Consider the following 12,959-nt stretch of genomic DNA (forward strand, 5'->3'; position numbering starts at 1 on the left):
TTCTATTCTTAAAGTAGGAAGGGTTGATTATGTCTCTATCTCGTGAAGAAATTGTCGTTCAGTTAAAAGAAATTGTTGGCTCTGAACGGGTTATTACCGATGAAAAAGTGCTGAAAAAAAACAGCGTAGACCGCTTCCGTAAATATGCCGATATTCACGACGTGTTTACACAGCCGCTGCCTGCGGCCGTGGTCAAGCTGGCCGATACCCAACAGGTCTCCGACGTGCTGGCGTTTATGAATAAGCACGGCATTACTGGCGTACCGCGCACCGGGGCTTCGGCCACTGAAGGCGGGCTGGAAACGGTGGTGAAGAATTCCGTAGTGCTGGATGGCTCCGGGATGAACAAGATCATTAACATTGATATCCGCAATATGCAGGCCACAGCGCAGTGCGGCGTACCGCTAGAAGTGCTGGAAAATCAATTGCGCGCCCAGGGTTACACCACCGGCCACTCCCCGCAGTCCAAACCGTTGGCCCAGATGGGGGGCCTGGTCGCTACGCGCAGTATCGGTCAGTTCTCTACGCTATATGGGGCGATCGAAGACATGGTGGTTGGGCTGGAAGCGGTGTTCCCGAATGGCAATATCACCCGTATTAAAAACGTACCCCGCCGTGCTGCTGGCCCGGATATCCGCCATGTGATTATCGGTAACGAAGGCGCGCTGTGCTTTATCACCGAAGTAACGGTGAAAATCTTCAAATACATGCCGGAAAACAACCTGTTCTATGGTTACATTCTCGACAACATGCCAACCGGTTTCGACATCTTGCGTGAAGTGATGGTCGAAGGCTATCGGCCTTCCATCGCCCGTTTGTATGATGCCGAAGATGGCACTCAACACTTTACCCATTTCGCCGAAGGCAAATGCGTGCTGATCTTTATGGCCGAAGGCGCCAAAGGGATTGCGCAGGCGACCGGTGCGGGGATTGAAGAAATCGTCAAACGCTATCCGGAATGTAAAAAGGTCGACAGCAAGTTGATTGAAGCCTGGTTCAACAATCTGAACTGGGGCCCGGAAAAAGTGGCCGCAGAGCGTGTGCAGATCATGAAGACCAACAATATGGGCTTCACCACCGAAGTCTCCGGTGATTGGGGCAGTATCAATGCGATTTACGAGAATGTGATCCGCCGCATCCGCGATGAATTCCCCTACGCCAGTGATATCACTATGCTGGGCGGCCACTCGTCACATAGCTACATCAACGGTACCAATATGTACTTTGTGTACGACTACAACGTGGTGGACTGCAAGCCTGAGGAAGAGATCGACAAGTATCACAACCCACTGAATAAAATCATTGTGGAAGAGACCATTAAGCAGGGCGGTTCAATGGTACATCACCATGGTATCGGTAAGCACCGGGTGCATTGGACCAAGGATGAGCACGGCAGCGCCTATTACATCCTCAAGGCGCTTAAAGAGGTCTACGATCCGAATGGCATCATGAATACCGGCACTATTTATCCAATTGAAAAATAAAGACGTCCTCATGCCAACCCTCTCTCTAGGGAGAGGGTGCTGTTATCGGCTACGGAGTTCAATCTGAAGCAGGATTACTATTGAGGACGGGTACGGTATTTACGCTGTGGCACGTACGGTACCCTCTCCCTGTGGGAGAGGGTTGGGGTGAGGGGGATATCGCCGTAATTAGCCCCTCATGCCATGTCTTTTTGGCGCAGTAATTGGGGGGTAACGATGACATCACGGCTGCCTCGGCAAGTGCGCATGGATGATATTCCGCTTAACGCTTTTCATTTTAAAATGGCGGGACTGACCTTTGGCGCACACCTGACCGACGGCTATGTGCTGGGGGTGATTGGTTTTGCGCTGGCCCAGCTCAAGCCGCAAATGGGGCTGACGCCATTTTGGGAGGGAATGATCGGCAGTTCAGCGCTGATAGGCCTGTTCCTGGGCAGCCTGGTATTGGGTTGGGTTTCCGACCATATTGGCCGCCAGAAAATTTTCAGCTTCAGTTTTGTCATCATCACGTTGGCTTCCGTGATGCAATTTTTTGCCACTACGCCGGAACAGCTGTTCTGGCTACGGGTATTGGTAGGGATCGGGCTAGGAGGTGATTATGCCGTCGGCCATACCATGCTGGCCGAGTTCGCTCCGCGTAAGCATCGCGGCATTCTGCTGGGATCCTTTAGCGTGATTTGGACGTTAGGTTACGTCGCTGCCGGGTTTGCCGGTCATTTTATAGCCGACCTGGGGCCAGAGTCCTGGCGTTGGCTGCTGGCCTCAAGCGCCGTGCCAGCGCTATTGATTATGCTGTTACGCATCGGTACGCCGGAATCACCACGTTGGCTGATGCGCAAAGGGCGGATTGCCGAAGCACATCTGGTGGTGCTGCGCTGTTTTGGCCCGCAGGTGATCCTCAATGACGAAATCCCGGTAGAAACCGCACGCCATATGCACACTTTATTCTCGCCACGTTACTGGCGGCGCACCGCATTCAACAGCCTGTTCTTTGTTTGCCTGGTGATCCCTTATTTCGCCATCTATACCTTCCTCCCCTCGATCCTGAGCACATTAGGGCAGAGCCAAAGCTTTGCTACCGACCTGCTGCTCAATGGTTTGCTGATGGTGGGGGCGGTGATGGGTATTGCCTTGACCCAATGGTTGCCGCGCCGTCGCTTCCTGATCGGCGCTTTCTGGGTATTGGCCGCCAGCCTGGCGGCATTGGCCTTTGTGCCCCCAGGGCAGGGGGCAATGCTGGTACTGTTTGCCGTCTTTACGCTGACGATTTCGGCGGTCAGTAATTTGGTCGGGGTGTTCCCGGCGGAAAGTTTCCCGACCGATATTCGTTCATTGGGCGTCGGTTTTGCCACCTCGATGAGCCGACTCGGATCGGCTATTGGTACCGCCTTGCTACCGCTGTCGATGCTTTCATTGGGTCTGCAAGGCACCATGCTGATCCTGACCGGCGTTTTGGTGCTGGGAGCGGTAGTTTCAATCTTGTGGGCACCGGAAACCAAGGATATGACGCTGGTGGGCGCCTCCTCGGTAAAGCCGTTAACCGTCCACTGACCGGAGAAGCGGATGAACCTGTTGTTGGCGATTAAGGTCGCACCGGATCTGGGAATGTTGGCGCGGAGCGATTGGCAGCCCGATGAACGGTTACAGATTGACACCCGCTTTGCCCGGCGTCAGTTAAGCGGTTATGACGAAAGCGCGGCGGAAATGGTGCTGATGCTGCGTGATGAGATCAGCCTTAACCTGAGCGTTTTGACGGTGGCCGATGCGATGGCCGAATCGGCGTTGAAGCCGTTGATGGCGCTGGGATACCAGCAGGCGGTACGCATTGAGCCTCCAGCAGATTGGGATCTACGTTTTAATCCTGCAACGGTTGCCGCATTGGTCGCGGCTTATCAGCAGCAGATTGCCGCGCAGCAGGTGATCGTCATGGGTGCCCAAAGCCTCGAGGGGCAAAATAACCAAACTCCGTTGATGTTGGCAGAACGCCTCGGCTGGCCCTGTATTACCGGCGTTTGCCAATTAGCTGCGGCCGAGCAGGCGGGAGCACTACGGGTGACCCGGCAAACCGCCTATGGCCAGGAAGTGCTGACGGTAATGCCTCCTCTGGTGCTGGCCGTCGGGAACTCGCAGCAGGCGAGTGCGCTACGCGTTCCCACGTTGCAGCAGAAACTGGTGGCGGCTAAACGGCAGATCCAGCGTCTATCACCTACCGATTTGATGATGACGGAACCGCCTGCCGGTGATGTGTACTTGTGTGGCTTAACGTATTTGGAACATCGGCGCGCCGGGATACTGATCGAGGGAGACAGCGTGGAGCAGAAAGTGCAACTGCTGTGCCAGGATTATCTCCGCGACAGGGGGACATGATGAATATTGCATTGATATTGGATGCGGATGCCCCTGGTTTTCATACCCAGGCCAGCCAGATCAATCAGTTCCTGCAACGGAGCCAGCTTACCGCCACGAGCGTGGAACTGTGGCTATTCAGCGATGAAGTACCACAGACCCTGCCACGCCTGGGCGGTGGGGTGGCGCAAATACGTTGGGCTAGCGTTTCCCGCCTGGCAGAGGCGCGAATAGCGGTATTGGAGCAGATGTGGCACGCCTTCGAACCACGACTCATGCTGTTTGCTGGCGAAGAAGGTGGAGAGTGGGCAACGCGTCTGGCCTATCGGTGTGGCGGTTCTGCCTGTTGTGCCGTGGAGCAGGCGCAGATTAATGGTGCGGAATGCCGGGTCACCAAAGCGGCCTACGGTAACCATCTTGCCGCCGAACTGGCTATGACGCAGGAACCTTGGTGCCTGAGCGTGGCCCGCAGCGGTGCGGCAAGGGTGGAAACAGGGCCCAGCCCGGTTGCTGCCCAACGCTTTGAGCCAACCAGTATAGCCGATACAAAGTGGCTACTGTACTCGGCCAGTTCACCGCAGCCCGCAGAGTCGTCACTAAGTCGGGCGCGTTATGTATTAGCTATCGGAGAAGGGGTTGGCAGCGCTCGGCAGGTAGCCAATGTACGGCAGTTGGCCGCCCGCATCGGGGCGGAGGTCGGCGCCAGCAGACCGGTGGTGATGAACGCCTGGTGCAAGATGGATCGCCTGTTGGGCATGTCCGGTGCCATCATTGCGCCCGAAGTGTGTATTGCCGCCGGGGTCTCAGGTGCTCCAGCGTTCGCCATCGGTATTCGCCACAGCAAGTTGATTGTAGCGATTAACCAGGATCCGCAGGCGGCTATTTTTGCCCAGGCCGACGTGGGAATTGTGGGTGATATGCATGAGGTACTCGCGGCATTGGCGAAAGCCCTTTAACCAAAGCGGAATTCAATCCCGTTACCGGCCTGCGGATAGCGCCAGCGGGTGATGGTTTCCTCCCCACACAGCAGGCGGCAGGTGCCGCATTCCAGACAGCCCTGCACGTCGAAGTGCAGGCTGCCGTCCGGCTGGAGTCGATATAATCCGGCCGGGCAGGCGATCGCCAAACGCATCAACACCATACGCTCCTGTACATCGGCCAGGATAATATGTGGATTGGCGTGAGCCACCTGATAACGGTTGCGGCTGAGATCGGGCTGGATCATAAACAGCGCACTCCATTGAGGGTATCTTTCAGTAATTGCTTCAGCCCGATGCGGCGCGCGTGGCGCCACAGCAGCTTGCACAACGGTGTGGGGGCATCGCCATTGATCACAAACATCTCTTGCAACACGTCCGTGGCCAACTGTGGGTAACGGCTAAACCAGTGCGGCGATTGCAGCATCATTTCCGGCAGACGCCGATACTGCCGGATTAGCGCCCAGAGCGAACTTTGCTGTAGCCGCAAGGGATAATGCCGCAGTTCCTGCCCGGCAATCAAGGTTTGTGCCGCGGCCTGTGCCGATAGCATCGCCAGGTCCATGCCCCGCACGCTATGTCCGGTATTGATACACAACCGGGCTGCATCGCCAACCAACAGATAGCCGGGGCCGAATAGGGGTGGCATGCTTGCCATCCCCCCTTCGGGGATCAGGTGGGCGCTGTACTCATGCAGCTCGGTGTTTTTCAGCAAAGGCCGCATGGCGGGGTGCTGTTTGAACTGTTGCAGCATCTGCGGCAGGGCAACCTGACTCTCAGTGAGGCTGGATAGATTGCATACTACGCCGAGCGACAGGCTATCGCGGTTGGTATACAGGAAACCACCGCCGACTTTGCCCTGCGTGGGCTGACCAGCGAAGAGCCAGGCACAACCTTGGTTATCCTCCAGGGCGAAACGCTCTTCTAACCGTTCACGCGGTAGAGCCAGCACCTCTTTCACACCGATCGCCATCGTTGCTGCCGGTGGCTTCGGCTGTAATCCGGCATGTTCGCTCAGCAGCGTATTGGCCCCTTCCGCCAGGATCACGGTGTTGGCATATAACGCCTCGCCTGCTGCCATTACGCCAACGATACGTCCTTGCTGCACGATCAGTTCATCGACCAGAGCGCCGGCCAGACATTGCGCCCCGGCGGCTTCCGCCTGCGCCATCAGCCAGGGGTCGAAACGAGCGCGCAGCAGGCTGTAGGAACAGGGCAAGGTATGACGGTAATCCAGCGTTAACGCGCTTTCGCCGCTCATCATCGACAGCCTTTCCTGGATGATATGGCGTTCCAGCGGGGCGGAGGCGGCAAAATCCGGCAACAGTTCTGCCAAGGCGTGCGTGTACAACCTGCCACCACTGACGTTTTTACTGCCCGCCTGAGTGCCCCGTTCCAGTAACAAGGTATTGATGCCAGCGCGTGCCAACAGCAGTGCCGCCGTGCAGCCCGCAACGCCACCACCAACGATAATGGCCTCAAAACCTGGGTGTTCCATCAGCATTGTTTACCAAGGGTTGAAGTGTAACGGTTAGAATAACATTCGTGCTCTAACGTTCATTGATTCTGCACAGTTTTTACACTCCCGAGGCCGATTCCCACCCGAGGGCAGCCAAATTGGGCTACAATTAGAAATTGTTAGTTTTCGGGTAGTTGCATGATTTCGCCGTTGCACCGTTTGATCATTGTATGGTGAGCTCTCCCTCTCTCTAGATAGAACGACATAATTTGCCGCTGTCCTGCTTAACTGGCGTCTGGCAGGCGGGATAGCCTGTGGTGCCTGCCGGGCGTCAATGGAGCGTTCCTTCCGTGCTGACCCTTCTTCACCTGCTTTCTGCCGTTGCGCTGCTGGTGTGGGGTACCCACATTGTCCGCACCGGCATCATGCGGGTTTACGGCGCCAATTTGCGCCGCGTACTGAGCAACAGCGTCGAGAAAAAACCGCTGGCGTTTGCCTCCGGCATTGGCGTAACCGCGCTGGTGCAAAGCAGCAACGCCACTGCGCTGCTGGTCACTTCCTTTGTCGCGCAGGGGCTGGTGGGGCTGGCACCCGCGCTGGTGATCATGCTCGGCGCCGACGTAGGTACCGCGCTGATGGCGCGGGTACTGACCTTCGATCTTTCCTGGCTTTCGCCGCTGCTGATTTTCGTCGGCGTCATTTTCTTCCTCAGCCGCAAGCAAACGCGTGCCGGTCAGATGGGGCGAGTATCGATTGGTCTTGGCCTGATCGTGCTGGCATTGGAGCTGATTGTCGCTGCTGCGACGCCGATTACCCAGGCCGCCGGCGTGAAAGTGCTGTTTTCATCGCTGACCGGTGACGTGATGCTCGACGCGCTGACCGGTGCGCTGTTCGCCATCATCAGTTATTCCAGCCTGGCTGCGGTGCTGCTGACCGCCACCCTGACCGCTTCGGGCGTAATTTCCCTGAAGGTCGCGCTGTGTCTGGTGATCGGTGCCAACCTGGGCAGTGGGTTGCTGGCAACCATCAATACCAGCGGGCAGAACGCCGCCGGCCGCCGCGTGGCGCTGGGCAGTCTGCTGTTCAAACTGTTAGGCAGTGCGCTGGTGCTGCCGTTTGTGTCTTATCTGGCCGATGCAATGGAAAAATTACCGGTGCAGGGGGAGGAACTGGTGATTTATTTTCACGTGTTTTACAACCTGATCCGCTGTCTGATCTTCATCCCACTGGCGGCTCCGATGGCGCGTCTGTGCCAGATGCTGATTACCGATGCGCCCGAAGACGATCCGCGTCTGCGGCCTCGGCATCTGGATTCCAGCGCGCTGGATACGCCGTCACTGGCATTGGCCAATGCGGCGCGGGAAACGCTGCGCATGGGCGACGTGGTGGAGCACATGCTGATACTGCATCACGAAGTGCTGCACGGCAAACTGGGGCAGGATAAGGAAGTACGCCGTCTGGACGACGATGTGGACGTATTGTACACCGCGATCAAACTGTACCTGGCGCAGATCCAGAAAGAAGATCTGGGCGAAGAAGATTCACGCCGCTGGGCGGAAATCATCGAAATGGCGCTCAACCTGGAGCAGGCCGGCGACATCATCGAACGCATGACCGGGGATGTGGCAGCCAAGTCGCATGGGGCGCGGCGGGCATTTTCTCCAGAAGGGCTGACCGAACTCGATACCTTGCACGACCGACTGGTGACCAACCTGCGGCTGAGCCTGTCGGTGTTCCTGTCCGGCGATTTGACCAGTGCCAAGCGGCTGCGCCGCTCCAAACACCGTTTCCGTATTCTTGACCGGCGCTACGCCCACGCTCACGTCGATCGTCTGCATCAGCAGAACGTGCAAAGCATGGAAACCAGCTCGCTGCATCTTGGCCTGCTGGGTGATATGAAACGTTTAAACTCGCTGTTCTGCGCGGTGGCGTATAACGTGCTGGATCAGGACCAGCGTGATGACGAGCGCGATTGGGAAGATACCCCAAGCACGCTGTAAATGGCCGGGCGCGTGCGCGCCCGGCAAGCGCTTATTTTTTTGCCTTGTTCACCGGTCGTCCGGACCAATAGCCCGCCAGCAACGAGCCGGACAGGTTGTGCCAGACCGAGAACAGCGCGCCCGGCAATGCCGCCAGCGGTGAAAAGTAAATCTTGCCCAGCGTCGCCGCCAAGCCGGAGTTCTGCATACCGACCTCAATGGCCAGCGTACGGCAGGTTGATTCGTCAAAGCCAAACAGTTTGCCGCCCCAGTAGCCGGTCAGCAGGCCAATGCCGTTATGCAGGATCACCGCGATAATCACTATCAGACCGACCGAAGCGATATGCCCCTGGCTGCCGGCGACCACCGCGCTGATGATGGCCAAAATGCACACCACCGACAGCGCCGGCAATAGAGGCTCAACGCGTTTGACGGTTTTGCTGAACAGGTGGTGGACGATCAGGCCCAGACCGATGGGGATCACCACGATCTTCAGAATGCTGAGCAGCATGCCGAGCACGTCAACGCTGATTTCGGCATCGACGTACAGTCGCGTCAGCAGCGGGGTGGCAAACACGCCGACCAGCGTCGATACTGCTGAAATGGTCACTGACAACGCCACGTCACCTTTCGCCAGATAAATCATGACGTTGGATGCGGTGCCGCTGGCCACGCTGCCCACCAGCACCATGCCGGCGGACAGATCCGGCGGCATATGGAACAGCATCGCCAGCAGCCAGGCCGCCAGCGGCATAATCAGATAATGCAGAAAAATGCCCGCCGCCACCGGCGCTGGGCGTGACAGTACGCGCTTGAAGTCGTCCAGCCGCAGCGTAACGCCCATGGCAAACATGATCAGCATCAGCAGCGTGCTGATATAGGGGCCGATACCGGTGAAGGTGGTCGGCGTGAGGTAGGCGGCGACGGAAAGCGCCACTGCCCACAAGGGGAACAAACGGGTGAAAAGTGCCAGCATGGTTGGTTTCCTTTGCCAAATTGGAACGGTGGTATGGTTGTGTTTTTGTGTTTTTGCAGGCTCGGTTGAGCCTCTACGGTTATGGGCTGATTTTTAGATGTAGAGGCGCAGCGATGCTGCGCCCGCAATGAGGTAATAAGAAATTATTCGAACAGATTATGGTGCAGGGTGCGGACAACCTGCTCGGCGTCGTTGCCCGGCACCAGGAAGCACAGGTTATAACTGCTGGCGCCGTAGCAGATCATGCGAATATTGAACGGATCAAGCACGCCAAACACTTCCTTGCCGACGCCGCAGGCCTGGGACAGTTTGTTGCCGATTAAGGCGATCAGTGCCAGATTCTCTTCCACTTCGACTCGGCACAGCGATGATAGCTCGGTGAGTAACGAGGTGGTCAGCAGACTGCCGCTGGTGGAGGTCGAACCGGTGGTGTCCATGGTCAGGGCAACGCTGACTTCCGAGGTGGTGATCAGATCGACGGAAATATTATGGCGCGCCAGAATGTTGAACACCTCTGCCAGAAAGCCGCGCGCGTGCAGCATGTTCAGGCTGTGTAGCGTCAGCAGGGTTTGCTTGCGGCGCAGCGCCAGCGCACGGAACAGCGGTGGATTGTCGGTGGTATTGCACACCATGGTGCCGCCGGCGGCCGGATCCTTGCTGGAGCCGACAAACACCGGAATATCGCTGCGCACCGCTGGCAGCAGGGTTGCCGGGTGCAGCACTTTGGCACCGAAGGTCGCCATCTCTGCCGCTTCTTCAAAGGTGATTTCATCGATGCGTTTGGCTGACGGCACCACGCGCGGATCGGTGGTATAGATGCCCGGTACGTCGGTCCAGATATCTACCTGGCTGGCATTCAGCGCTTCGCCCAGCAATGCGGCGGTATAGTCGCTGCCGCCGCGGCCGAGTGTGGTAGTGCGCCCCTTTGGCTCGCTGCCGATAAAACCCTGAGTGACGATCAGCGCCTGTTGCAGACGCGGCTGAAGCAGCGTTCGTGCCAGCTCCTTCAGTACCGCACTGTCCGGGGTAGCGCGGCCGAAATGGTCGTCGGTGTGCATCACCTTGCGAACGTCGAACCACTCCGCCGCAACCTGACGTTGGCGCAGGATTTCGACAAACAGCAGGGTGGACATCAGTTCGCCGTGGCTGACCAGCTCATCGGTCAATGCCGGAGAGGTAGCCAGCGCCGCCGCTTCTGACAGCATGGCGATATTTTCCAGCATGCGGTCGATTTCTTCGCGGATCACCGTCGGGTTGTCGAGCCGGTCGAGAATGGCGTATTGAATGCGGCGAATTTCGTCGAGGTGCCATGAGCGTTTGTCGGCTTCGCTGCCTTCAGCCAATGCCACCAACAGATTGGTCACGCCCGCAGAAGCGGAAAGCACCACCAGCCGAACGGCAGGGTTGCTCAGCACCACGTCGGCGCTACGGTTCATGGCCTCAAAATCAGCGACGCTGGTGCCGCCGAATTTTGCCACCACGGTGGGGGATTGGGGTGCTGCTTGATTCATGTAAAAAACCTCGTGTCAGGGTTTGTTTGCCGTTTCGTACGGCAGGATAATTCCAGAGCCTTGGCACAAGGGAAGAGCGGTAAACAGGGAGCAGGCGTAGAGGTTAATGCTACGATACACCCAGAAGCGCCCCACCTTGTTGACCGCCCCGAAAGGGGCGACCATGGTGACAACCCAAGGGATTCAGCCCCTGTAGTCGATATACCGCATGCCGCGATGCAGCGTATCTCGGCGTCACTCCCCCTCCAGTGCCGTCTGTGGAAAACGGCTCCTCTGACACTCTACCTGGGTGACGCGCCTCTTCTGGCTTGCGCATTGGGTGCGCAAGTAGGCTGTTAGGAATAGCCGGTTTAACCGCTGCTGTCAACGGTCTGACGCTGAGGGATTTTCATCTTGTACCAGCGCAATCAGCGTACAGGGCATCGACGGCGTTGAACCTGCGCCGATCGGTTGCAAACTGCCGTCATCCCGTTGGCAAAATAGTGGGATAACCCCACGATTTTTCTCGAGATATTCCAACCAGCCAAAGTTCTCGTTGAGCTTGGTGGCCTTGATGGTGCAGCCCCTGGCGATCAGGCTGCTTAAACGGCCATAAGTGGCCTCCTGATTGAACAGGATTTCATGGCGACGAAAGCGCGAGCTTTCCGAACTGTTGTTGCGTCCCTTGAGCGGCGCGCCGGAGCGAATGGCGAACACCTGGTCTTCGCCAAACAGATGGCCAAAGTGATACACCGCCAGCGCGTTTTGATGCCGGTTGGGCGACAGCGCCAACACCTGCGCGGTATCGCTCAGATCGAGGGTGTTTTCGGCGTGTTCGGAATAGGCGTGGCCATAATAGGCTGGAATGCCTTCCATGCGCGCCTGGCGATAATATTCCCAACTGCTGTCGGTAACCATCACCGGAATGTTCATTTTCATCAGCGCCTGTGCCAGCGTACGGGCGACGCTGTTGGCACCGACGATCAGCACCCCGCGCGGTTTTTGTTGCTGAACCCGCAGCCAGCGCGCCATCATGCCGCTGGTCAGGCTTTGCAGCACCACGGTACCGATAATAATGGCGAATACCACCGTCACCAACCGATCGGCGCCTTGGTAGCCGCTGCGTTGCAGGGTCAGCGCAAACAGCGAACTGACCGCTGCCGCCACGATGCCGCGCGGTGCAATCCAGCACAGCAGCAGGCGGTCGCGCCAGTGTAGGGTCGATCGCCAGGTCGATACCGCAATGCACAGCGGTCGGGCGATAAACTGCACGACCAGCAGCAGGATCAACAGCGGCCAGCCCATGTTCCACAACGCGTTGATATCCAGCCGCGCCGCCAGAATGATAAACAGCGCGGAGATCAGGATGGCTGACAGCTCTTCCTTGAAAGCCAGAATATCGCTGGTATCGACATCGCGCATATTGGCCAGCCAAATGCCCATCACCGTGACCGTCAGCAAGCCGGATTCGTCGGCGATGGCGTTGGACAGGCCAAAGGCGGTGAGCATGATCGCCAACACCGCCAGGTTTTGCAGGTAGCGCGGTAGCCAGACGCGGCGCAGCGCCACGCCAAGCAGGTAGCCGAACAGCGCGCCGGCGATCAGCCCGACGGCGGCAGTGGTGCCCAGCGTCCAGAACAGATGGGTATAGGATTCGGCGTGCTGTTGCAGAGAGATAAATTCAAACACCAGCAATGTGAAGATGGCACCGACCGGATCGATGACGATCCCTTCCCAGCGCAGCACCTGGTTGATGTTGGCATTCGGCCGCACCACGCGCATCAGCGGGGCGATCACCGTAGGGCCGGTCACCACCGTTACCGCGCCGATCAGCGCCGCCAGTTCCGGCGGGAAGTCCAGCAGCCACCAGCAGGCGACGCTGATAACCAAAAAGGTCACCAGCATGCCAATGGTCACCAGATTGCGCACCACGCCGCCCAGACCGCGGATTTCGTCTACCCGCAGCGTCAACGCGCCTTCGAACAGGATGATCGCCACCGACAGCGACACCAGCGGGAACAGCAGATCGCCGAACAGTACGTCCGGCTGCACCGTATGCATCACCGGCCCCAGCACAATCCCAATCAGCAACAGCGGCAGAATGGCCGGCAGGCGCAGCAGCCAGGCGAGCCATTGCGCCAATAACGAGCTCAAACCAATCACTACCAGCATCAACGGGGCAGATAATTCCATAACGAGTTCCCTTTCCAAAAAACGACTACCAACCGTCAATTCTGCCACATTCCGC

General features: G+C 57.8%; 10 protein-coding genes and 1 riboswitch. Of the genes, 5 read left to right on the forward strand and 5 right to left on the reverse strand.

Translation table 11 applies throughout. The annotated features are described in order from the left end of the window. Positions 1–29: 29 nt before the first annotated feature. The 4 genes from NYE85_RS06465 to NYE85_RS06480 all read left to right on the forward strand — a co-directional run bounded on the left by NYE85_RS06465 (position 30) and on the right by NYE85_RS06480 (position 4,786). Positions 30–1,484, forward strand: a complete 1,455-nt coding sequence (locus tag NYE85_RS06465) for an FAD-binding oxidoreductase (RefSeq protein WP_259003844.1) — start codon at positions 30–32, stop codon at positions 1,482–1,484. 216 nt (positions 1,485–1,700) lie between these two features. Continuing rightward, positions 1,701–3,035: an MFS transporter gene (locus NYE85_RS06470; RefSeq protein WP_259003846.1), complete on the forward strand. Its 1,335-nt coding sequence runs from the start codon at positions 1,701–1,703 to the stop codon at positions 3,033–3,035. A 12-nt stretch (positions 3,036–3,047) separates the two neighbouring features. Continuing rightward, on the forward strand, positions 3,048–3,851 hold the full coding sequence (locus NYE85_RS06475; RefSeq protein WP_259003847.1) for a hypothetical protein: 804 nt from the start codon (positions 3,048–3,050) through the stop codon (positions 3,849–3,851). Further along, complete coding sequence (locus tag NYE85_RS06480; protein WP_259003849.1) at positions 3,848–4,786, forward strand: electron transfer flavoprotein subunit alpha/FixB family protein; 939 nt, start codon at positions 3,848–3,850, stop codon at positions 4,784–4,786. The genes NYE85_RS06475 and NYE85_RS06480 overlap by 4 nt, the downstream gene beginning before the upstream one ends. On the opposite strand, the gene NYE85_RS06485 is transcribed toward NYE85_RS06480, so the two are convergent. Together NYE85_RS06485 and NYE85_RS06490 are read right to left on the reverse strand one after the other, a co-directional pair. After that, entirely contained in the window at positions 4,783–5,055 is a 273-nt protein-coding gene (locus tag NYE85_RS06485; protein ID WP_259003850.1) for a 4Fe-4S dicluster domain-containing protein, read from the reverse strand. The genes NYE85_RS06480 and NYE85_RS06485 overlap by 4 nt on opposite strands. After that, positions 5,052–6,305: an FAD-dependent oxidoreductase gene (locus NYE85_RS06490; protein ID WP_259003851.1), complete on the reverse strand. Its 1,254-nt coding sequence runs from the start codon at positions 6,303–6,305 to the stop codon at positions 5,052–5,054. Before NYE85_RS06490 ends, NYE85_RS06485 begins: the two co-directional genes overlap by 4 nt. A 311-nt stretch (positions 6,306–6,616) precedes the next feature. On the opposite strand from NYE85_RS06490, the gene NYE85_RS06495 reads away from it, so the two are divergent. Next, positions 6,617–8,266, forward strand: coding sequence for a Na/Pi cotransporter family protein (locus tag NYE85_RS06495; protein ID WP_259003852.1), 1,650 nt, complete (start codon positions 6,617–6,619; stop codon positions 8,264–8,266). Positions 8,267–8,297: 31 nt separating this feature from the next. On the opposite strand, the gene panS is transcribed toward NYE85_RS06495, so the two are convergent. The 3 genes from panS to NYE85_RS06510 all read right to left on the reverse strand — a co-directional run bounded on the left by panS (position 8,298) and on the right by NYE85_RS06510 (position 12,904). After that, positions 8,298–9,221: a ketopantoate/pantoate/pantothenate transporter PanS gene (gene panS / locus NYE85_RS06500; protein WP_259003854.1), complete on the reverse strand. Its 924-nt coding sequence runs from the start codon at positions 9,219–9,221 to the stop codon at positions 8,298–8,300. A gap of 143 nt (positions 9,222–9,364) precedes the next feature. Then, positions 9,365–10,732, reverse strand: coding sequence for a lysine-sensitive aspartokinase 3 (gene lysC, locus NYE85_RS06505; RefSeq protein WP_259003855.1), 1,368 nt, complete (start codon positions 10,730–10,732; stop codon positions 9,365–9,367). Positions 10,733–10,848: 116 nt separating this feature from the next. Next, a riboswitch (Lysine riboswitch) is annotated at positions 10,849–11,043 on the reverse strand. 52 nt (positions 11,044–11,095) lie between these two features. After that, positions 11,096–12,904, reverse strand: coding sequence for a sodium:proton antiporter (locus tag NYE85_RS06510; protein ID WP_259003856.1), 1,809 nt, complete (start codon positions 12,902–12,904; stop codon positions 11,096–11,098). Positions 12,905–12,959 lie beyond the last annotated feature (55 nt).

Source organism: Serratia sp. AKBS12, assembly GCF_024793895.1.
Lineage (GTDB): Bacteria > Pseudomonadota > Gammaproteobacteria > Enterobacterales > Enterobacteriaceae > Serratia_F.